At 67.2% G+C, this 20,617-nt stretch carries 17 protein-coding genes; 12 read left to right on the forward strand and 5 right to left on the reverse strand.

Features of this window, described 5'->3' with window-relative positions; genetic code table 11:
* Nucleotides 1-25 precede the first annotated feature (25 nt).
* The 8 genes from F7R26_RS33420 (at nucleotide 26) to F7R26_RS33455 (ending at nucleotide 10,198) form a co-directional block, all read left to right on the forward strand.
* The gene (locus F7R26_RS33420) at nucleotides 26-514 is read left to right on the forward strand and encodes a chemotaxis protein CheW (protein WP_150993377.1); all 489 of its coding nucleotides are present in this window, start codon (nucleotides 26-28) and stop codon (nucleotides 512-514) included.
* Nucleotides 511-1,848 carry a CheR family methyltransferase gene (locus F7R26_RS33425; protein ID WP_193692205.1) on the forward strand — a complete coding sequence of 446 codons (1,338 nt, stop codon included), beginning with the start codon at nucleotides 511-513 and terminating at the stop codon, nucleotides 1,846-1,848. Before F7R26_RS33420 ends, F7R26_RS33425 begins: the two co-directional genes overlap by 4 nt.
* Complete coding sequence (locus F7R26_RS33430) at nucleotides 1,841-2,581, forward strand: chemotaxis protein CheW (RefSeq protein ID WP_416351353.1); 741 nt, start codon at nucleotides 1,841-1,843, stop codon at nucleotides 2,579-2,581. The genes F7R26_RS33425 and F7R26_RS33430 overlap by 8 nt, the downstream gene beginning before the upstream one ends.
* Nucleotides 2,578-4,947, forward strand: coding sequence for a hybrid sensor histidine kinase/response regulator (locus F7R26_RS33435; RefSeq protein ID WP_150987440.1), 2,370 nt, complete (start codon nucleotides 2,578-2,580; stop codon nucleotides 4,945-4,947). Before F7R26_RS33430 ends, F7R26_RS33435 begins: the two co-directional genes overlap by 4 nt.
* A complete protein-coding gene (gene cheB, locus F7R26_RS33440; RefSeq protein WP_150987437.1) occupies nucleotides 4,944-5,966 on the forward strand; it encodes a chemotaxis response regulator protein-glutamate methylesterase in 1,023 nt (340 codons plus the stop codon). Before F7R26_RS33435 ends, cheB begins: the two co-directional genes overlap by 4 nt.
* A 112-nt stretch (nucleotides 5,967-6,078) precedes the next feature.
* Complete coding sequence (locus F7R26_RS33445) at nucleotides 6,079-7,089, forward strand: response regulator (RefSeq protein ID WP_150987435.1); 1,011 nt, start codon at nucleotides 6,079-6,081, stop codon at nucleotides 7,087-7,089.
* A gap of 476 nt (nucleotides 7,090-7,565) precedes the next feature.
* Complete coding sequence (locus tag F7R26_RS33450; protein WP_150987433.1) at nucleotides 7,566-8,273, forward strand: response regulator; 708 nt, start codon at nucleotides 7,566-7,568, stop codon at nucleotides 8,271-8,273.
* Nucleotides 8,274-8,284: 11 nt separating this feature from the next.
* The gene (locus F7R26_RS33455; RefSeq protein WP_150987431.1) at nucleotides 8,285-10,198 is read left to right on the forward strand and encodes a sensor histidine kinase; all 1,914 of its coding nucleotides are present in this window, start codon (nucleotides 8,285-8,287) and stop codon (nucleotides 10,196-10,198) included.
* Nucleotides 10,199-10,220: 22 nt separating this feature from the next.
* Here the strand turns inward: F7R26_RS33455 and F7R26_RS33460 are convergent, their stop codons facing one another.
* The 4 genes from F7R26_RS33460 to F7R26_RS33475 form a co-directional block, all read right to left on the reverse strand.
* Nucleotides 10,221-10,517 carry a helix-turn-helix transcriptional regulator gene (locus F7R26_RS33460; protein WP_043356716.1) on the reverse strand — a complete coding sequence of 99 codons (297 nt, stop codon included), beginning with the start codon at nucleotides 10,515-10,517 and terminating at the stop codon, nucleotides 10,221-10,223.
* 204 nt (nucleotides 10,518-10,721) lie between these two features.
* Nucleotides 10,722-12,224, reverse strand: a complete 1,503-nt coding sequence (locus F7R26_RS33465) for a tripartite tricarboxylate transporter permease (RefSeq protein WP_150987429.1) — start codon at nucleotides 12,222-12,224, stop codon at nucleotides 10,722-10,724.
* Between the two features lie 12 nt (nucleotides 12,225-12,236).
* Nucleotides 12,237-12,698 carry a tripartite tricarboxylate transporter TctB family protein gene (locus tag F7R26_RS33470; protein ID WP_150987427.1) on the reverse strand — a complete coding sequence of 154 codons (462 nt, stop codon included), beginning with the start codon at nucleotides 12,696-12,698 and terminating at the stop codon, nucleotides 12,237-12,239.
* A 486-nt stretch (nucleotides 12,699-13,184) separates the two neighbouring features.
* Complete coding sequence (locus tag F7R26_RS33475; RefSeq protein WP_150987425.1) at nucleotides 13,185-14,711, reverse strand: MATE family efflux transporter; 1,527 nt, start codon at nucleotides 14,709-14,711, stop codon at nucleotides 13,185-13,187.
* 339 nt (nucleotides 14,712-15,050) lie between these two features.
* On the opposite strand from F7R26_RS33475, the gene F7R26_RS33480 reads away from it, so the two are divergent.
* The 4 genes from F7R26_RS33480 to F7R26_RS33495 all read left to right on the forward strand — a co-directional run bounded on the left by F7R26_RS33480 (nucleotide 15,051) and on the right by F7R26_RS33495 (nucleotide 19,864).
* Nucleotides 15,051-15,401: a hypothetical protein gene (locus F7R26_RS33480; RefSeq protein ID WP_150987423.1), complete on the forward strand. Its 351-nt coding sequence runs from the start codon at nucleotides 15,051-15,053 to the stop codon at nucleotides 15,399-15,401.
* 223 nt (nucleotides 15,402-15,624) lie between these two features.
* Nucleotides 15,625-17,970 (forward strand): hypothetical protein, encoded by a 2,346-nt coding sequence (locus tag F7R26_RS33485; protein ID WP_150987421.1) that lies wholly within the window; start codon nucleotides 15,625-15,627, stop codon nucleotides 17,968-17,970.
* On the forward strand, nucleotides 17,952-19,202 hold the full coding sequence (locus F7R26_RS33490; RefSeq protein ID WP_241754629.1) for a PcfJ domain-containing protein: 1,251 nt from the start codon (nucleotides 17,952-17,954) through the stop codon (nucleotides 19,200-19,202). Before F7R26_RS33485 ends, F7R26_RS33490 begins: the two co-directional genes overlap by 19 nt.
* The gene (locus F7R26_RS33495; RefSeq protein WP_170301921.1) at nucleotides 19,199-19,864 is read left to right on the forward strand and encodes a DUF1266 domain-containing protein; all 666 of its coding nucleotides are present in this window, start codon (nucleotides 19,199-19,201) and stop codon (nucleotides 19,862-19,864) included. Before F7R26_RS33490 ends, F7R26_RS33495 begins: the two co-directional genes overlap by 4 nt.
* A gap of 1 nt (nucleotide 19,865) precedes the next feature.
* Here F7R26_RS33495 and F7R26_RS33500 read toward each other — a convergent pair whose 3' ends face one another.
* Nucleotides 19,866-20,615 carry an enoyl-CoA hydratase/isomerase family protein gene (locus F7R26_RS33500; protein ID WP_241754630.1) on the reverse strand — a complete coding sequence of 250 codons (750 nt, stop codon included), beginning with the start codon at nucleotides 20,613-20,615 and terminating at the stop codon, nucleotides 19,866-19,868.
* Nucleotides 20,616-20,617: the final 2 nt, after the last annotated feature.

A 20,617-nucleotide genomic window follows, 5' to 3' on the forward strand; every position in this document is an offset into this window, starting at 1 on the left:
GCGCCCCGGGCATCCACGCCACCCCATGAAACTCTTCCTGCTCTTTCGCATCGGGCCCGACCACTACGCGCTGGACGCGAAGGAGATCGTCGAAGTGCTGCCCCTGACCACGCTCAAGCACTTGCCCGAGGCGCCGGCCTGGGTCAGCGGGCTGCTGGCGCGGGGCGGCCAGGTGGTGCCGGTCATCGACATCAATGCGCTGGCCATCGGCACGCCGGTCGCCAGCCGGACCAGCACACGCACCGTATTGGTGCATTACCGCCGGCACGCGGAGGCACCCGCGCGGCTGCTCGGGCTACGGCTGGAGTACGCTACCGAGACGCTGCGCTGCGAGCCCGCCGAGTTTGTCGACAGCGGCGTGGACACCGCCCCGGCCCGCTACCTGGGGCCCGTGCGCAGCGGCAGCCAGGGGCTGGTGCAGTGGATCAAGGTCGATGCCCTGCTGCCTGATGACGTGCACGCCAGGCTATTCCCCGATCTGCCGGCGGCTGACGCCGGCGCGCCAGGGCCATGACCACCGCCTCCCATATCGAAGCGCTGCTCAAGGAGCGCATTGGCCTGGACGCCGCCACCGTCGGCCCCGGCATGATCGAACGCGCGTTGCGCGAGCGCCTGGCAGCGGCCGCGGTGCCCGACCACCACGCGTACTGGAACCTGCTGCACTCGCACCCGGAGGAACTGCAGTCACTGATCGAAGCCGTGGTGGTCCCCGAGACCTGGTTCTTCCGCCATCGCGAGGCGCTGCTGGCGCTCGGCCGCTTCGCCGCCATGCGGGTCTTCGGCAGTGATCGCGCGCCGGACGACGCCGCGCCCTTGCGCATCCTGAGCGTGCCCTGCTCGACCGGCGAAGAGCCATACTCGATTGTCATGGCGCTGCTGGACGCCGGTGTGCCGGAGCAACGCTTCCAGGTGGATGCCGTGGACGTGAGCGCCCGCTCGCTGGAGCGCGCGCGCATCGGGCAATACGGCAACAACTCCTTCCGGGGCGCCCCGCTGGACTTCCGCGACCGGCATTTCACCCCCTGCGCGGGTGGCTACGCGCTCAAGGCCAACGTGCGCGCCAAGGTGCGGTTGCTGCGCGGCAACCTGCTCGACCCGGGGCTGATGGCCAATGAAGCGCCCTACCACTTTGTGTTCTGCCGCAACCTGCTGATCTATTTCGATCCGCCGACCCAGCGCCGTTCGCTCAAGATGCTGGAACGGCTTAGCCGGCAGGATGCCACGCTCTTTGTCGGCCCGGCCGAGGCCAGCCTGCTTACGCGGCACGGCTTTATCTCGGCAGGCGTGCCGCTTGCCTTTGCCTTTACCCGGCGCGGCGCGCACCAGGCGGGCAGCGCCACGCCGGCAGCGCCGCGCTACCCTGCGCACCCGAGTGCGCCGGCCCGGGCCGCCCCGCAACCGTGGCCGCAGCCGCCACTGCCCCCAAGGCCGCCTGCCGCACGCGGCCAGGCGGGTTCCACCGGCGTGCTGGCGCCCCCGGCACCGGCACCTGGCGCCCCCGCCAGCGACAAAACGGCCGAACGGGCCAAGGCCGGCGCCGAGGCGCTGTCCCGGATCTCCCGGCTTGCCGATCGCGGCGAACTGGCCGCCGCGGTAACGGCCTGCGTGGCGCACCTGGACACGCAAGGTCCGTCGGCTGCCGGCTACTGCCTGCTGGGCGTGCTCTACGACGCCACCGGCCGTCCCGCCGACGCGCGCGAGTCCTATCGCCGCGCGCTTTACCTCGACCCGGCCCACCAGGAAGCGCTCTACCATATGGCTGCCATCCTGGAAGCGGAAGGCGACGGCGCGGCCTCGGCCCGCCTGAGAAACCGCGCACAGCGCAAGACCCCGATCCGTCATGGCTGAGCCCGCATCGCATCCCTTGGCCGCACATGGCCGGCCGCCCGGCATGGGCACTGTTACGGTCGCCGTCGACGATTGCTGGCGCCGCATCGGCGTGCTGGGCGATGGCAGCTGTGCGCTGCTGGCCGAGCACATCCATTGCCGCAACTGCCCAACCTATTCGCGCGCGGCGCTCACGCTGCTGGACAACCTGCCCACCGGCGAAGTCAGCCTGCCGGACGGCCACGCCGTTCATGCCAATGCCACCGCGCGCGGGCCTGCCATGTCATGCCTGGTGTTTCGTATCGGCGACGAATGGCTGGCGCTGCCCGCGGGCGCGCTGGCGCTGGTCACCGCGCCCTGCCCCGTGCACTCGCTGCCGCACCGCCGCCACGCCGCGGTACTGGGCCTGGCCAGCGTGCGCGGCAATCTGCTGGTATGCATCTCGCTGGCACGGCTGCTCGGGCAGGACCCTGCCGCTGGTGCCGCCTCCAACATCGCCTCCAATGCCAAAGGCAGCGCCGGGCACGGCGCCCGGCTGCTGGTGCTGGGCCAGGGCCGCACCGCCATCGCGCTGCCTGTGGATGAAGTCACCGGCATCGAACGGATCGCCGAAGCCGACCTGCAGCCTTTGCCGACCACCTTGTCACGCGCCTCGGCGCATTTCACCCGGGCGCTGCTGACAAGCGGCCAGCGCACGGTGGGCTTGCTCGACCCGGCCCTGCTGCAACAAGCCTTGAAGCGGAGCCTGGCATGAACCCCGACCAGTTGCGCGACGCCTCGCTGCTCGAGCTGTTCGCGCTGGAAGCGCAGTCGCAGGCCGAAGTCCTCAACACCGGCCTGCTGGCGCTGGAGCGCGACCCCGCCGCGGCCGAGCAGCTCGAGGCGTGCATGCGCGCCGCGCATTCCCTCAAGGGGGCCGCGCGCATCGTCGGCCTGGATGGCGGCGTGCGCGTGGCACACGTGATGGAAGACTGCCTGGTGGCCGCCCAGCGCGGCGAGCTGCTGCTGCGGCCCGTGCATATCGACACCCTGCTGCATGGCACCGACCTCCTGCTGCGGCTGGGCTGCCCGCCCGGCGGCGATCTGGACTGGGCCGACCGGGACGGCAAGGCCGAGGTCGATGCGCTGGTGCTGCGCATGGCCGCGCTGCTGGCCGGCGAAGAGGTGGACTCCGACGCCTGGGCCACGGCTCATGCCTTGGCGGCGGCAACGCCCGGGAGTGCATCCGCGGGCGCGCCAGAGGCCGCGGTGACAGAAGCCATCCACCCGACCCCACCCGATGGTCCGGCGGCCGACACGGTCCCCGGAGCGACCAGGGCACCAGCCACGCCAGCCACGTTCGCGCCCGGCGAAGCCCCCCGCGAGCCGCAGGCCCAGGAGCGCATGCTGCGCGTCAGCGCCGATACGCTGGACCAGCTGCTGGCGCTGTCGGGCGCGGCGATGGTGGAGACCCACTGGCTCAAGCCCTTCGGCAACGCCCTGCAGCAGACCCGGCGCATGCAGATGCGCGCGCTGCAGGCACTCGACGCCCTGCAGGTCACGCTCGCGGCCAGCGCGGCCGATCCCACCGCCCACGCCGCGCTGGCAGAAGCACAGCGCCTGCTGGGCGAGAGCCACCAGCAACTGTCGCAACGGGTCACGGAGCTGGAGCAGTACGACCACCGCACCGGCCAGCTTTCGCACGAGCTCTATGACCGGGCGCTGGCCAGCCGCATGCGGCCCCTCGCCGACGGGCTCACCGGCTACTCGCGCATGGTGCGCGACCTGGGGCGCTCGCTGGGCAAGGCCGTGCACCTTGAACTGGTCGGCGAGAGCACCAAGGTCGACCGCGACATCCTGGAACAGCTCGAAGCGCCGCTGGCGCACCTGCTGCGCAATGCGGTGGACCACGGCATCGAGCCGCCCGAGGCGCGCCGCGCCGCCGGCAAGCCGGTCGAAGGCCGCATCACGCTGAACGCGCGCCACAACGCCGGCCGCCTGATGATCGTGATTGCCGACGACGGTGCGGGCGTGGACCTCGACGCCCTGCGCGCCGCCATCGTGCAGCGCAAGCTGGTGCCCGAGGACACCGTGGCCAGGCTGTCGCAGGCCGAGCTGCTCGACTTCCTGCTGTTGCCCGGCTTCAGCATGCGCGACACTGTCAGCGAGGTGTCCGGGCGCGGCGTCGGGCTCGACGCCGTGCAGGACATGATCCGCCAGGTGCGCGGCAGCATCCGCCTGACGCAGGAAAGCGGACGCGGCATGCAGTTCCACCTGGAGTTGCCGCTCACCTTGTCGGTAGTGCGCGCCTTGCTGGTGGAGGTGTCCGGCGAGGCCTATGCCTTCCCTCTGGCCTATGTCATGCGGGCCATCAACCTGGAGCGCGGCAGCATCGAGCAGCTGGAAAACCGCCAGCACTTCCGCTTTGGCGGCCGCCAGGTCGGGCTGGTGAGCGCGGCACAGGTCCTGCAGCAGGCGGAGACCCGGCGCGACGAGGACACCGTGCCGGTGGTGGTCCTGGGCGATCACGAACGTACCTACGGCGTGGCGGTGGACCGGCTGCTGGGCGAGCGCATCCTGGTGGTGCAGCCCCTGGTGGCAAGCCTGGGCAAGATCAAGGACATCGCCGCCGGCAGCCTCACCGAGGATGGCACGCCGGTGCTCATCTTCGACGTGGAGGATATGGTCCGCTCGGTGGAGAAGCTGCTCTCGGAGGGCAAGATCGACCGCATCCGCCGCGCTGCGGAGGCAGCCCCGGTGCGGCGCAAGCGCGTGCTGGTGGTGGACGATTCGCTCACGGTGCGCGAGCTGGAGCGCAAGCTCCTGTCCAACCGCGGCTATGACGTCACGGTGGCGGTGGACGGCATGGATGCCTGGAACGTGCTGCGCGCGGAGTCGTTCGACCTGGTCATCACCGACATCGACATGCCGCGCATGGACGGCATCGAGCTGGTCAGCCGCATCAAGCGCGAGGGCCGCCTGATGCACCTGCCCGTGATGGTGGTCTCCTACAAGGACCGGGAGCAGGATCGCCAGCGCGGCCTGCAGGCCGGCGCGGACTATTATCTGGCCAAAGGCAGCTTCCAGGACGCCGCGTTGCTCGATGCGGTGCAAGACCTGATTGGAGAAGCACGCGCATGAAGATCGGCATTGTCAACGACTCCCACCTGGCGGTGGTCGCCCTGCGGCGCGTCATCGCCCTCGATCCCGCGCTGGAGGTCACATGGGTGGCCGAGGATGGCGAGAGCGCCGTGCGCCTGGCCGCCGCGCGCACGCCCGACCTGATCCTGATGGACCTGATGATGCCGGTGATGGATGGCGTCGAGGCAACCCGCCGCATCATGGCCGCCACGCCATGCGCCATCGTGGTCGTGACCATGGACCTTGGCCGCAACGCCACCCAGGTCTTCGATGCCATGGGACAAGGCGCCATCGACGCTGTGGACACGCCCACATTGACGCAGCCGGATTCGCAACTGGCAAGCGGCCCGCTGCTGCGCAAGATCCGCAATATCGGCCGCCTGCTAGAGGGCCGCACCGGCCCCGCGCGCGTGGCCGCGGCGCCAAGGCACAAGGCCAGTGCCGAGCGCCTTGTCGCGCTGGGCGCGTCGGCCGGCGGCCCGGCCGCGCTGGCTACCGTGCTGGGCGGCCTGCCGGCCGGCTTCACCGCCGCCGTGGTAGCGGTCCAGCACGTGGACGAGACTTTCGCGGCTGGCATGGCCGACTGGCTGGACGCGCAATGCGCGCTGCCTGTGCGCCTGGCCCGCGAGGGCGAGGGGCCGCAGCCGGGCACCGTGCTGCTGGCTGGCACCAACGACCACCTGCGCCTGGTCGGCGCCTCACGCATGGTCTATACCGAAGAGCCGAGCGACTACCTGTACCGGCCGTCGATCGATGTGTTTTTCGAGACCGTGGCGCAACACTGGCGCGGTGACGCGGTGGGCGTGCTGCTCACCGGCATGGGCCGGGACGGCGCGCTGGGCCTCAAGGCCATGCGCGAGCGCGGCTACCTGACCATCGCCCAGGACCAGGCCAGCAGTGCCGTCTACGGGATGCCCAAGGCTGCCGCCGCCATCGGGGCCGCCAGCGAAATCCTGCCTTTGCAGCAGATCGCCGCCCGCATCGTACGGGCATGCAATGCCATCAACAACCAGGGGTAGCACAGAGGCGCTAACAACATGAAAAACGATGCGAATCTGGCCGCGCGCACCCGCGCCGCCATGCCAGGATCATGCTGTTAGCGTCTCCAGGTCGGAGAGCACGAGGAAGACAATGTCTAAAGATACAACCCCTAGAGCGCCCCTGGGCCCGGATGAATACCTGGCCATGGTGCTGCTGGTGGACGACCAGGCCATGGTAGGCGAAGCGGTACGGCGCGAGCTGGAACCCGAACACGATATCGATTTTCACTATTGCGCCAAGCCTGACGAGGCAGTTGCAGTAGCCGAGCGCACCCGCCCCACGGTGATCCTGCAGGATCTGGTGATGCCCGGCATCGACGGCCTGACGCTGGTGCGCCGCTACCGCGCCAACCCGGCAACGCGCGATATCCCCATCATCGTGCTGTCCACCAAGGAAGACCCGCTCATGAAGAGCGCGGCCTTCGCCGCCGGCGCGAACGACTATCTGGTCAAGCTGCCCGACACCATCGAGCTGGTCGCGCGCATCCGCTATCACTCGCGCTCGTACCTCAACCTGCAGCAGCGCGACGAGGCCTACCGCGCGCTGCGCCAGAGCCAGCAGCAGTTGCTCGAGACCAACCTGGAGCTGCAGCGGCTGACCAACTCGGACGGGCTGACCGGGCTGTCCAACCGGCGTTATTTCGACGAGTACCTCGGGGCCGAATGGAAACGCGCCAATCGCGAGCAAAGCCAGCTGGCGCTGCTGATGATCGATGTGGACTCGTTCAAGGCTTACAACGACACCTATGGCCACGTGGCCGGGGACGAGGTGCTGCGCCGCGTGGCCCGCGTGATCCGCGAGAACTGCGCGCGCCCGGCGGACCTTCCGGCGCGCTTCGGCGGCGAGGAGTTCGCCATGATCCTGCCGTCCACCTCACCCGGCGGGGCACGGCTGCTGGCCGAGAAGGTCAGGCGCGCCATCGAGTCCCTGCAGGTGCCGCATAGCGGGTCGCCGGTGGGGCAGCATGTGACTGTCAGCATTGGGGGCACGGCGATCGTGCCTGGTGCGGATTTGCCTTTTAGCCGGATTGTGGAGATTGCTGATGCTGGGCTTTATCAGGCTAAGCGGAATGGGAGGAATCAGGTTGTTATGACTTCTTGATGGGTGGGTTGGGTAGGTTGGGTTGTTGGAGCTTCAACTTCAACTGCAACTGCGGTTTCACCACGCCTGCGGCGCGGCGACCTACTTTCTTGTCTTGCCAAGAAAGTAGGCAAAGAAGCGCGCCGGATGGGGCGACTACCTCCTCGGGCTTCGGCGAAAAGAGCGGCCGGGACCCAAACTCGCATCGCCTTAAGGCGATACTCAGACATGGGTCCCTCGTTTCCGCTCTTTTCGCCGAAGCCCGAGGCGCCCCATACGGCCTAGGTGAACCTTGACGGCTCGCTTCGCATCGCGCTCGGGTGTTTCGCGCCCTCGGGCGCGAAACACGGCCGAACCGAATGGCGGCGGCGCGGGCTGCCGCCGGTTTGACCGTATCCGGTGCCGGCGCTACGATTGCCGCCAGACGCCATCCCATGAATATGGAGTACCGCCCCCCGCCTATCCGCGCCATAGTCGAGACCACTTCAGCCTGAACCATGCCCTCACAGAACCTGTCTGCGGCCCCGGAGGCCGATATCCGCGTCCTGCTGGTCGAGGATGACCCCGCCACCAGCGCGCGCCTGCAAAGTGCGCTGGCCAGCTTGCCGGGCATTCAGGTGATGGCGGCCTGCGCGCGGCGCGCCAGCGCCTGCGAGTGGCTGGCGGCGCACGAGCCCGACGTGCTGCTGTGCGATCTCGGGCTGCCGGACGGGTCCGGCATCGATGTCATCCGACACGCGCGCCGGCTGTACCCGCGCTGCGACTGCATGGTGATCACCATGTTCGGCGACGAGGCCAATGTGCTGGCCAGCATCGCCGCGGGCGCCACCGGCTACCTGCTCAAGGACGAGTCGGACGACAACCTGCGCGCCTCCGTGCTGGCGTTGCGCGCCGGCGGCTCGCCGATGAGCCCGGTGATCGCGCGCAAGGTCATCACCCGGCTGCGCAGTGCCAGCGTGCCTGGCATCCCGGCGCCGGACGCACAGGGCGCCCCTGGCATGGACGTGACGCTATCCGCCCGCGAGACCGAGGTGCTCGACCTGATCTCGCGCGGGTACACCTATGCGGAAACCGCCGGGCACCTGGCGATCAGCGTGCACACCGTGCAGGCGCATATCAAGAACATCTACGGCAAGCTGGCGGTCAACTCCCGCACCGAGGCCGTATTCGAAGCCCACAAGCTTGGCCTGTTGAAGACCTTTTGAGGCCAATGGCGATGGCCCTGCTGCCTATCCTGCGGCTGGTGTGCCTGAGTGCCCTGTGGCTCGCCATGGGCTGTGGGGTCACCGCCTGCGGCGCGGCGCACCAGGATCCCTCGCGGCCATCCGCGCCGGACCCGGCAAACCAGGTGCAGGTGCTGCAGCAAGCGCTGGCCGTGGTCCGCCCCGACGGCGCCGGGCAAGGCCAGGCGCCACAGCCGGCCGAGGTCGCACTGCCTCACGACTGGGACCGCATCTACCCCGGCCGCAATGGCACGGCGACCTACCGCCTGGCCTTTCCCTACCGCGGCGGCGGGCAGGACATCCCCGCGCTGTACCTGGCGCGCGCGGCCAACAGCTTCGAGATGCATCTCAACGGCAAGCTGCTGGCCGCCTCCGGCGCCATGGATGCGCCTGCCCTCTACGGCGGCCAGCGCCCCTTGTACATCCCCGTGCCCGAGGCCATGCTACGGCCCGAGAACGAGCTGACGATCACGATCGCCGCCCGCGCCAATGCCAAGGCAGGCCTGTCGCGCGTCGAGTTCGGGCCGGGCCAGCTGGTGCATTCGCACTACCTGGGTGCACTTTGGTTCCGCGTGATCGGGCCGTTGGTGATCACCGCGCTGAGCCTGTTGCTGACGGCGATCTCGCTGCTGATCTGGTGGCGCCAGCGCGATCCGTTGTTCGGCCTCTATGCGCTAGCCGAGATCGCGTGGTCGGTCAGCGTGGTCGAGCGCCTGCTGGACAGCGCCCCGTTGCCGCTGCACGCGTGGCAGGTGCTGGTGCTGGCCAGCCGGACCCTGTTCATCGTGGCCACCGCCCGGTTCGCGCTGATCATCATCGACGTTCGCTCACCGTGGCCGGCGTGGCTGGTCACCGCTTTCCTGTGGATCAAGCTGCCGCTGATCGTGGTGATGACATTCCTGTTCAACGCCCCCAGCCTCAAGCTGTTCGACTGGGCCATCAACATGCTGCTGGCGTGCGGCATCGCCACGGCGCTGGCGTGGGCGGCGCTGCGGCGTCCCAGCCGCGAGCGCCTGGTGCTGGCCGCCACGGTGGCGCTGGCCAGCGCGCTGAGCACCGCCGATATGATCCGCATCCAGTTCAGCAACGATTTCTACTGGGACACCTCGCTGACCAAGTACGTCTCTCAGCTGTTCAGCCTCAGCATGGCCTGGCTGCTGGTGGACCGCTATACGCGCACCACCAGCACGCTGGCTGAGCTCAACCGCAACCTGGACCGCAAGGTTGCGCAAAAGGAAGAAGAATTGCATCTGCTCTATGCGCACTCACGCGAGATCGAGCGCGAGCAGGCCACCTTGCGAGAGCGCGGGCGCATCATGCGCGACATGCACGATGGCCTGGGCAGTACGCTGGTAGGCGCGCTCAGCCTGCTGCGCTCGGGCCATGGCTCGCCCATGGTGCTGCAGCAACATCTGCAGCAAGCGCTGGATGCATTGAAGCTCTCGGTGGATGCCATGCAAGACACCGGCGGCGACCTCGCCGTGGTGCTGGGCAACCTGCGCTATCGGCTGCGGGCGCGCCTGGAGGCGGCGAAGCTGCGGGTGGACTGGCAAGTGGAGCGGCTGCCGCCCGTGGCCGGCCTGACGCCGCAGATCGTGCGCGAGCTACAGTACCTGCTGCTGGAAGCCCTCTCCAACGTGATGCAGCATGCCGGCGGCGCGACGGTGCAAGTGGTGGCGCGCAGCTTCGCGGGCACCAGCGTCGAGGGCGAGGCCATCCTGATCGAGATCCGCGACGACGGGCACGGCTTCGATGCGGCGTCCGGCGCACCGGGCCATGGCCTGGCCAATATGCGCAGCCGCGCAGCCGCTATTGGCGGCGAGTTGTCGATTGCATCTTCGGAGCGGGGCACGACCGTCAGCCTGCTGCTCTACCCGGCGCGGTGGGCCGAGGGCGAGGCTGCCTGAGCGATGGCCAGGTACGGCAGTCCTAGCGCGTCTGCTCGATATCGCTTTGCAAGACGTCGAGGTGCGACAGGTATTTGTGCAGTTCTTCGCGTCCGCTATCGGTAATGCAATAGACGCGGCCACTGCCTTCCACCAGCTCCGCCGTGATCGCGCGTGCGATCATCAGGCTGCGCAGGATGGGCCTGAGCGAACGGATGTTCTTTTCCACGCCATGCTCGCGCAGGCGGTCGACCAGCGTCATGACCGTCGACGGGCTCGACTGGACAAGCTTGAGGATGTACAGCTTCGAAACGAAGCCGTCTAGCGTTGGCGCTCTCATGCGGCTCCTGTGACACACCAGCCAGCGGTGCGATAGAGCGGATCTACATCGGCAGCCCTGGCGCTGCGAGCGCACCCGGGCGTGTTACCTGCAAGCGGCCCGGTCGGCACCAGGCACGCCGATCAAAAAAACGGGGTGCACGAGGCACCCCATTTCTTGCATTGCGCGCGCCGGCACGAGGCCGGCGCGGGTGGGGCTTGACGACTACTCTTCCTGGAATGCCTCTTCGCGCTTTGCCTTGATGGAAGGCAGGGCAACGATGGCAACCAGCGAAGCCGCTGCGATCAGCAGGCCCAGCGACAGCGGACGGGTCACGAACACCGTGAACTCGCCGCGCGACAGCAGCAGGGAGCGGCGGAAGTTCTCTTCCATCATCGGCCCCAGCACGAAGCCCAGCAGCAACGGCGCCGGCTCGCACTTGAGCTTCAGGAACAGGTAGCCGATGATGCCGAAGCCAGCTGCCATGAACACGTCGAAGGTCTGGTTGTTGACCGAGTACACGCCGATACCGCAGAACACCAGAATGGCCGGGTACAGGAAGCGGTAAGGCACGGTCAGCAGCTTCACCCACACGCCGATCATCGGCAGGTTCAGGATGATCAGCATCAGGTTGCCTATCCACATCGAGGCGATCAGGCCCCAGAACAGCGCGGGGTTGCTGGTCATGACCTGCGGGCCCGGCTGGATGTTGTGGATGGTCATCGCACCCACCATCAGCGCCATCACGGCGTTGGGCGGAATGCCCAGCGTCAGCAGCGGGATGAAGGAGGTCTGCGCCGCGGCGTTGTTGGCCGATTCCGGACCTGCCACGCCTTCGATAGCGCCCTTGCCAAACTCATGTGCGTACTTGGAGGTCTTCTTTTCCAGCGAGTAGGCTGCGAACGAAGCCAGTGCCGCACCGCCGCCCGGCAGGATGCCCAGCGCGGAGCCCAGGAACGTGCCGCGAAGCACAGCCGGGATCATGCGACGGAAATCTTCCCTGGTCGGCCAGAGGTTGGTAACGCTGTCGGTGAAGGTCTCGCGGGCTTCCTTCTGCTCCAGGTTCGCGATGATTTCCGCGAAGCCGAACATACCCATGGCCAGCGCGACGAAGTCGATGCCGTCGGTCAGTTCGGGGATGTCGAAGGAAAAGCGTGCGGCGCCCGAGTTCACGTCGGTACCGATCAGGCCCAGCAGCAGGCCCAGCACGATCATCGCCACGGCCTTGGGCAGCGAGCCCGAAGCCAGCACCACGGCGCCGATCAGGCCCAGGCACATCAGCGAGAAGTACTCGGCAGGACCGAACTTGAACGCCAGTTCCGACAGCGGCGTAGCAAACGCGGCCAGGATCAGGGTAGCCACGCAGCCGGCAAAGAAGGAACCCAGGCCGGCGGTGGCCAGTGCCACGCCCGCTCGTCCGCGCCGTGCCATCTGGTAGCCATCGATGGTGGTCACCACCGACGACGATTCACCCGGCAGGTTGACCAGGATAGCGGTGGTGGAGCCACCATACTGTGCGCCGTAGTAGATACCGGCCAGCATGATCAGCGCGGCCACCGGGGGCAGCGTGTAAGTCACCGGCAGCAGCATGGCGATGGTGGCCAGAGGCCCCAGGCCCGGCAGCACGCCGATCAAGGTACCCAGCACACAGCCCAGGAAGGCGTATGCCAGGTTCTGCAACGAAAGCGCCGTGGAAAAGCCCAAGGCAAGATGGTCAATCAATTCCATATGGCCGACTCCTTAACCAGTAATGAAAGCAGGCCACACCGGCATCTGCAGGTTGATGCCGTACACGAAGGCGCCCATGCTGATCAGCACCAGGACGATCGCGTTCAAGACCGCGCCCTTCCAGCTGAACTCATGGCTGGCCATCGACGACACCAGCACCAGCACGAACACCGACAACACCATGCCGAGCGGCTTGAGCAGCAGGCCGAACAGCACCACCGAACCCAGAATCCACAACAGGGTCTTCAAGTCCCAGCGGGCGAGCTGGTCAGCTTCACCCTTTTTCGATACCGAGCCGATCAGCACGAATGCACCGAGCACGGCGAGTACCAGGCCGAGTAGAAACGGAAAATATCCGGGGCCCATCTTGGCGGCTGTTCCCATGGAATAGCCGCGGGCGACCCAGGAAAAGCACAATCCGACCAGAATGAACATCAGGCCGGAGGCAAAGTCCTTTTGGCTGCGTATGCGCAAAACGATTCTCCTCAAAGTACGTGAAAGCAGTGCCCCTCCGCTCGCAGGCTCTTTGCATGCGGAGGTGGTCCGTTCGGCAGGAAGAAAATAGTGTCCCTGCAGGATGGAACGAACATTAGAGAGGCGATCTTTCAGCTTGCTTTCATTTGTCTTGGTTTAGGGGTATTCACCGATACGCCGGGAAAAACCGCCAAAACATATACATCACGCTGTGATGTAACGCCGAAAGACGAATGAAAGGAAGCCGAAGGGAAACTGAAGGGGACTGAAAGGAAGACGTAAGGAAAGCACGAGGATCAACCCGGTGCGGACGCGTGCCGGCAGACCCGAGGGCCGCTTGCATCACCTTACCGGCACGCCAGATATGCGCTGCCGCGCTCGCCTCTCCCCCTGAGGGACGAGGGAGCGACAGCCGTCGTCACGGCGCGCGGTTTTGCGCCTGTTCAGTGGGCTTCTGCTGGCGCCGGTGACATGCGGGCAAGCGACTCAGTCGGCGCCCTGCTTCGACATCGCGCGGGACTCGCCCGCCAGCGCCTGCTCGCCGGTGGCGCCGGCCGTGCTCAGGGCTTCCTCGCACGCTGTGCCCATGCTGGTATCGGGCGCCTGGGGCGCGAACTCCGGCTCCGGGGCCGGCCCGGGCGCGACCGGCAGGATATGGGCGGCGCGCCAGTTGCCAAAACGGTAATACGCCACGGCCAGCGTGACCGAGACCACCGAGCCCAGCGGAAAGCTCCACCAGATCGCATCGGCGCCAACGGTGCGCTCGAGCACCCAGGCAAATGGCAGGCGCACCACCCACATCGACAGGAACAGGATCACCAGGGGTGCCATCACCGCGCCGGTGGCGCGCACGGTGCCGAACAGCACGATGGTGAAACCGAACAGGATGAAGGACCACAGCACGATGGCATTGATATGCTGCGCAATACCGATGGCCGTGCCGTCATCGGGCAGGAACAAGCCCAGCGAGTGACGATTGAACAGGTAGATCAGGGCAACCAGCGTGCCGGTCATCAGCAGGTTGAACAGCAGCCCTACACGTGTGATGCGCGCCACGCGACTCCACAGCCCGGCGCCCACGTTCTGCGCCACCATCGACGACACGCTGGCGCCAACCGCCAGCGCGGGCATCTGCACGTACGTCCACAACTGCGAAGCCACGCCATAGGCGGCGGTGGTCTGCGAGCCGTAGCGATTGACCAGCGACATCATCACGATCGCCGACGACGAGATCACCACCATCTGCAGCCCCATCGGCAAGCCCTTGGCCACCAGCGCGCGCAGGATCGCGGTATCGGGCCTCAGGTAGGCGAGCTGGTGGCGCCGCAGTGCCAGGAAGTGGTGGCGGCGGTAGAGCACGATCAGCATCGCGGCCAGGCTCGCCAACTGCGCGATCAGCGTGGACAGCGCCGAGCCTGCGATGCCGAGCTCCGGGAACGGGCCGATGCCAAAGATCAGCAGCGGATTGAGCACCACGTCCAGCCCCACCGACAACAGCATGAAATAGAACGGCGTGCGCGAGTCTCCCGCGCCGCGCAGCGTCATCATCACGAAGTTGTAGAAATACATGAAGGGCAGCGCCAGGAAGATGATGCGCAGGTAGCTGATGGCAAGCGCCCTGGCATCGGCCGGCGTGCCCATCGCGGCAAGGATGTCGGGCGTGAAGGCGTAGCCCAGTGCCGCCGCCAGCACCGACAGCAGGATGAAGAAGGTGGTGCTGGTGCCTACCACGCGGCGCGCCTCGACCAGGTCGCGCGCGCCCACGGCTTGCCCGATCATGATGGTGTTGGCCATGCTGATGCCGAACACCACGCCGAGCAGGAAGAACAGGATGATGTTGGCGTTTGAGGTGGCCGTCAGCGCCGCCTCGCCGAGGAAATGCCCCACCCACACGGAATTGATCGAGGCGTTGAGCGACTGCAGGATATTGCTGCCCAGCACCGGCAGCGAAAACAGCAGCAACGTGCGGCCGATCGGGCCCGTGGTCAGCTGGGCTTTGGATTTTGTTGGCATGTTCGAGGGGTCTCGTGTTCTTATCGTGTTCTTGTCGTGTTCTTGTCGTGTTCTTGTTGCGACTGGGCTCGTTGGAAACCGCGGGGCAATGCCATGTGCGATGCCCATGTTCGCCACTATGTCACACCTTGCTGACAGCCCTTGTCGGTAGTCGTCTGTCAGACAGAAAGCCAATTGTAAGCAGTTGTTTGGATCAGGGCACGGGCTCTGCGCGCGAGGAGTCAAACATGGGCGAAACGCAATACGCAAGTGGCACTTGGTGTCTCGCAGAGCGGCCATCGCGGCGTCCCCGCCATGGCGTCCAAGCGCCGTTTCCATCCATGAACCGTGAGGTCCGATATGACGAAGAACAAGCCGATTCGCTTTTTGCAAGCTTCCACCGCCCTGGCTGCCGGCCTGCTATGTGCGGCCGCCTTTGCCCAGACGCCCACCGTTCCTGCCGATAGCGGCAATGCCGCGGTGCCGGCCGGCATGACACAGATCGAGCCGCCGAAGGATCCGCTGGTCCAGCGCCGCGATGCCAACAAGCAGGCCTCGGACGAATACAAGGCCAAGAAGAAGGCCGCCAAGACAGAGTACAAGCAGGATGTGAAGTCCGCCAAGCAGCAAAAGAGCGCCGAGAAGAAGGCCAACAACGACACCATGAAGCAGGAGATGTCGGCCGCGCCCGCCGACGCGCAGAAGAACTAGGCGCATACGCTCGCCCCCTGCGCCCGACGCATTGCCCATTGCCCCGTACGGGCAACCACACTGAAACGCCCCGCCTCCCCCAAGGAGGCGGGGCGTTTTAGCGTGGTGAACGCTTGAACCGCGACGCCGTTGGGCGAGCCATGGAGCGCATTTTCCGGGTCTGTGGCATCTCCGGGTAGAATCGCGCGTTAAGTGAAAATTAGATCACATTATGGAAAGATCCGTGGATAGCAATGGCAACGCATTGACCGGTGTTCATCTGGAACAGTTACTGGATCGCCTCGAAGCCGATCTCGAGGAAGGCAATTCAAGCGAAGCCGCTGATTTGCTGGCCAGATTGCGCGCCAAGCCTTTGCGGGCCGATTCCCTTGAGTCCATCGACCGGCTGCATACGCTATGGATGCGCGCGGGGGATCCGGCGGCGGCGCTGGCGGTGGTCAACGCAGACGGCGCCGGCACGCTGGAAGCCACGCCGCGCGAAGCGCAGGCCGAGCTGCGCATGCACCTGGCGCTCTATCGCCTCCAGATAGCCAACCACGTCAACGAGGAAGAGAGCATCCAGCGTGCCCTCGCTGAGATGCGCGCCATCGTGGCAGGGATGCCGGAGCTGAATGCGGACCGATATCGGCAGCTTCGCGTGTTCGATAGCCTGGAGCTGCGCAAGCTGGGCATTGCGCTGGAGACGATTGACCTGCGCCATGCATTGAACGCGGCCATCGCGGAACGCGCGCCGTTCCGTGCATGGGACCTCGCCGACTATCATCGGCGGCGCGCCTGGGCGCTGTCGCGCCATGACAGCAACGACGAGGCCCGCGCAGCGGCTGGCGCGGCCATCCTGGCGCTGCAGACGGCTGACGCGGAACAGGACGTCGACGAAAACGACTGGCTGCGCCTGGGCAGCGCCCTGATCGGCATCGCGCCCGAGCGCCTTGCCGACTTCCAGCAGGCCACGAGGGCCCTGAGCGCGCAATGGTCCTTGCCGCAGCGCCGTGAGCTGGAAGTCCGGCTGTCCCGGCTCGCGGCGCGCGCCTTGTACGCGCAAGGCGATTTGCCCGGCGCGCTGAACGCCTGCTCCGCCGCGCGCCATAGCCTGTCGTCGAACGGCAGCGATGACTTCATCGAATACGAGCTGCCGTGGCTGATGGAAGCCCAGCGCGCTGACGAGGCCGGCCGCCGGGCGTTCCTGCACATCTATCAGGTCGAGGACAAGATGTGGGACGGCGCCGCGCAGCTGGTTCACGCGCGGCTGGCCGATGCGGCCGACGACTCGGCCTGGTGGCCATTGTGCGCCATGCGGGCCTGCAACACGGAAGAGACGCTGGCGGCCTTCCTGTCAAAAGCGCAAGAGGGAGAACAGGATTTGCGGACCCTCTCCCCGACCCATGAAGCGCTCTTTGGCGCCGTGGGTGAGCAAGTGGATGCGCAGGCCCTGCAGGCGGTATTCGACGCAGCACGCGCGCTGGCCGAGCAGCGTTCGCCGGGCCATCCATGGATCGCAAGACTGGCGGCGGTCAACGACGGCGCGGCGGGCCGCATCGATGCCACGACGCAAGCGGCGCGGCTGTATGCGGCGGCGCAGGAAGGCAGCATGCAGGACAACCGCACGGCCTATGCCCTGTTCGAGGCACGGGTGCAATCGCTTGGGGTGATCCAGACGCTGAAGCTGCCGGCCTTCTCGCTGCCAAGCGGGCTGTGGGCGTACAACTTCGGGGTCGCGCTTGGCGATTTGCTCGGGGAACACCTGGACCGCGTCCCCGCCGAGTCGCGCAATGAAACCTACAGCGATTTCATCAAGCTGCAGATTGCCGCCTACGAACAAGGGCAGGCGTGCCTGGAGCGCTATTTCGAGAGCGGCGCCGGCCATCCGTACGATGCCTGCGCGCACCTCTACTCCATGCTGTGCAACAACCTGGCCATCATCTACCGGTACGACGAGCGGCGCTACGAGGATGCTGTCGAGCTGCACAGGCGCGGCATCGCCGCCAGCCCGTTTGCCGAACACTACGCCGGCCTGCTGAGCGTGCGGATCGCAATGCAGGATTCCGAGGGGATCATCAGCGCCGCCGAGCAGCTCTGGCACTACGCCGCCGAGTTTGGCTACAGCCGGCACGACCCCAACGACTACCTGAGCGAGGTGTCGCAGGCCCTGTACAAGCTCGATCGCGACCGCGAGATTCCCATCTGGGTGGAGCGCCTGGTGAAATGGGAGCGGGAAGAAGGCCAGGACGGCAGCAAGCTGTCGAGCAAGGACTTGGGCGTGCGCCTGCAAATGGCTTTCAACCTGGCGCATCACTGCCCGGAAGAAGCCGCGGCCCTGTGGAGCCGCATCGCGCGCCACGTCGATCATTGCTCGGAATCCTGGATGGTCAGCCTGGCGGCCGACACACTCAGCGGGCTGCAGCGCCACGCCGAGGCCGCCGCGCTCTTCGAGCGTGCCATCGCACTCAATCCGCGCAGCAACGAAGACGAGCTCGCCGATGTCAAGGCGATGGAGGAAAAAGTGGCGCTCTACCGCGCGCAAGCCAACCCCGCCGGCAAGAGCAAAAGCTGGTGGCAAGTCTGGAAATGAGTACTGCCAGGCGGACAACGGGGTACGCGCCGCGCAACGCCCTCAATGCCGGCGCCCTTAAGGCGGGCATCGCTGCGCGCAGCCAGGCGCGCGGCGACGATGCGGCGGTGCGCGCCTGGCTGCTCAACCACTTCTATCGGCATCTCGTCGCCAACTTCGAGCCGGCCGTCAAGATTGATTCGCTCGACGGTGCGCGACAGGCCCTGAGATCCGAGGCGATGCCGCAGTGGGTTGCGGCGCGCTTTGGCGCGCCGGCCAAGGCAAGCGGCGGTGAAACAGCAGCGCCACCGGCCCCGGTCGTCTGGGTGGATCCTGTCGAGCCGCGCCTGCTGGCGCTGGAAGCGCGGCTCGTCGAGTTCCTGACCTCGCGCAAGGGCACCGCTCTCGACGGCAAGCTCGACCGCATCACCTGCCCGCAGGCGCTGGCGCTGTGGGACAAGGAACACGCCGAGATGGCCACGCGCATCGAGCGCGGCTGGCGCCATAGCCAGCCCGAAGCGCTGCGCACCTTGCTGCCGACGCCGCATGGCGTGTTCGTGGAGTTGCTGCCCGACAGCGCGCTGCTGCGCGCGGAAATGGCCTTTGAAAGCTATGTCATGCGGCATTGCCTGGGGCAGTTTTCCGACCGGCGCGCGCTGTCCGGCGGCTACGGCGAGCGCTATGCCGAAGCGGTGGCGCAGCAGCGCCTGCGCCTGCTGAGTTTCCGCGATGCCAGCGGGCAACCGCATATCACCATCAGCGTGCATGTGCAGGCCAATGGCGCGCTCACCGTCGACCAGGTCAAGGGCAAGCAGAACAAGCCGCCCATCGCGCGCTACGTGGAAGATGTGCTGGCCTGCCTGAACGCCCTGGGTACCGACGAGGAAACCCCCGACGATTGCATCGCCATCGGCGTGGTACGCACGCCAGCCGGCTGGGCGCGCATTGAAGACGTGGCCGACGCCACGACGCAGACCCGCTTGGTCGCCCGCTACCCACAGCTCTTTGTCAGGCTCAGCGCGCCGACGCCAATGGTGGAGTGGCTGGTCGCCGCGCGCCAGCCTGGCTTGCTGGCGCAGCGTTCGCCGATGGCGGCATCGGTCCGGTATGCCACTCGGCAAACGCCGGGCGCGGGTGACGCCGAGGCGGTTGTCGCCACCGAAGGCGTGCCGTGGCCGGACATCTCGCTGTCGCGCGCGGCGCAAATCCAGGCTTCGCCCTCGCGAGGTGTCACGGAGCGCCAGATCGGATGAATGGCATCAATGTCTTCTACCTGCTCCTCGGGGCCTTTGTGCTATGGCGGGTCTACCGCTTCCTGCGCCCCAAGCGTCCCGCTGTGTTCACGCCGCGCAAGCAATGGGCATTGACGTTGGCGCAGCCCATGGTCGATGCCACCAGCATGACGGGGTTTTTCGACCCCGCCTCGGACCACATGACCGACGCGACGCGCGCGTTGTTCCGCGTGCAGTTGCTGCATCAGATGGAGTTCCGCGCCAATGCCACGGATGACGAAGTGCGCCAGCACCTCGCCCAGGTGTTCGAATCCCGGTGGTTTCGCGCCGACCTGCATGCGCTGCTGCCGACCGACGATCCACGCGCCGCGCTGGCCTTCGCCTGCGTCCGGATGGCCTTTTTTGCACGCACCGTCATGCTGATGGGCTGGGTCGAGCCGATGGCCGCCTGGCGCGTGCTCCTGCTCAACGCGCAGCGTGCGCAGGACTGCTTTGCCAGCTGGGAAGACTTCGGCCATGCCTTTATCGCCGGCCGCCAGCAATGGCTTGCCGCATTCCGCGCCGACCCGCTGGGCAAGGCCTTCGATGCAGCCAGCTTGCGCCAGCTGCTGGCGCCGCCCAAGGGCGCCTGGGCAGCGCTGGCATGGCCGGACCTGCCGGCGTTCAGCCCCGAGCCGCGCTGAGTCAGCGCCTGGACGCCGCCCGGTAAGCGGCGATGCGCGCCTTGAGGCCCGGCCGGGCAGCGGAGCGCACCAGCTCGGCCAGCTGCGCCGCGCGCGCCGCTTCGGCCATGGCGTGGCCGCCCTGCGTGGCGGCCTGGATAGCGGCATGGGTTGGCGCATCCAGCCGGCGTGCACGCTGTGCCAGCGTGGCAAGCGCGGCGGCGCGCGCCTGCGGCGCCATCAAATTGCCGGCCATGTCGCAGGCCAGCGCTTCCTCGGCCTGGACCGCCCGTCCGCTCGCGATCCAGTCCCGCGCCGTCGCCACGCCCACCAGCTGCGCCAGCCGCGCGCTGCCCAGCACCAGGCCGAAGGCCGCGCCGGGGAAAGCCAGCGTGCTGCCCGGCGCGATCCAATGCTGCTCGCAGGCCACCATCAGGTCGGCGCCCGCGCCCATGGCGCGGCCCTGGACCAGCGCTACGGTGGTAAAGGGCGCGCCATGCACGCTTTGCAGCAGCAGTTCGACGCGCACGAAACGCGCCAGCAGCGAATCGTCGCTCTCGCCATCCAGCTCACCCAGGTCGAACCCCGTGCAGAAATGCGCGCCGGCGCCGTCAATGGCGAGCAGGCGGGTGCCATCGTGGTAGCACGCCAGCACCGCCGCCGCGAGTGCCTCCACCAGCCCGGCCGACAGCGCATTGCCGCGCTCGGGCCGGTTCAGCGTCAATCGGGTGACGTCGCCTTGCTTGTCAATCAGCAGACCGGCTTGTTCCACGT

This window comes from Cupriavidus basilensis (assembly GCF_008801925.2).
GTDB classification, from domain to species: Bacteria; Pseudomonadota; Gammaproteobacteria; order Burkholderiales; family Burkholderiaceae; genus Cupriavidus; species Cupriavidus basilensis.

Excerpts from the sequence above, each read along its gene's own strand:
- F7R26_RS33465 (WP_150987429.1), bottom strand. The coding sequence starts at position 12,224 with ATGGAATTGATTGACCATCTTGCCTTGGGCTTTTCCACGGCGCTTTCG.
- F7R26_RS33445 (WP_150987435.1), top strand. The coding sequence starts at position 6,079 with ATGTCTAAAGATACAACCCCTAGAGCGCCCCTGGGCCCGGATGAATAC.
- F7R26_RS33435 (WP_150987440.1), top strand. The coding sequence starts at position 2,578 with ATGAACCCCGACCAGTTGCGCGACGCCTCGCTGCTCGAGCTGTTCGCG.
- F7R26_RS33475 (WP_150987425.1), bottom strand. The coding sequence starts at position 14,711 with ATGCCAACAAAATCCAAAGCCCAGCTGACCACGGGCCCGATCGGCCGC.
- F7R26_RS33450 (WP_150987433.1), top strand. The coding sequence starts at position 7,566 with ATGCCCTCACAGAACCTGTCTGCGGCCCCGGAGGCCGATATCCGCGTC.
- cheB (WP_150987437.1), top strand. The coding sequence starts at position 4,944 with ATGAAGATCGGCATTGTCAACGACTCCCACCTGGCGGTGGTCGCCCTG.
- F7R26_RS33495 (WP_170301921.1), top strand. The coding sequence starts at position 19,199 with ATGAATGGCATCAATGTCTTCTACCTGCTCCTCGGGGCCTTTGTGCTA.
- F7R26_RS33420 (WP_150993377.1), top strand. The coding sequence starts at position 26 with ATGAAACTCTTCCTGCTCTTTCGCATCGGGCCCGACCACTACGCGCTG.
- F7R26_RS33425 (WP_193692205.1), top strand. The coding sequence starts at position 511 with ATGACCACCGCCTCCCATATCGAAGCGCTGCTCAAGGAGCGCATTGGC.
- F7R26_RS33460 (WP_043356716.1), bottom strand. The coding sequence starts at position 10,517 with ATGAGAGCGCCAACGCTAGACGGCTTCGTTTCGAAGCTGTACATCCTC.
- F7R26_RS33455 (WP_150987431.1), top strand. The coding sequence starts at position 8,285 with ATGGCCCTGCTGCCTATCCTGCGGCTGGTGTGCCTGAGTGCCCTGTGG.
- F7R26_RS33430 (WP_416351353.1), top strand. The coding sequence starts at position 1,841 with ATGGCTGAGCCCGCATCGCATCCCTTGGCCGCACATGGCCGGCCGCCC.
- F7R26_RS33480 (WP_150987423.1), top strand. The coding sequence starts at position 15,051 with ATGACGAAGAACAAGCCGATTCGCTTTTTGCAAGCTTCCACCGCCCTG.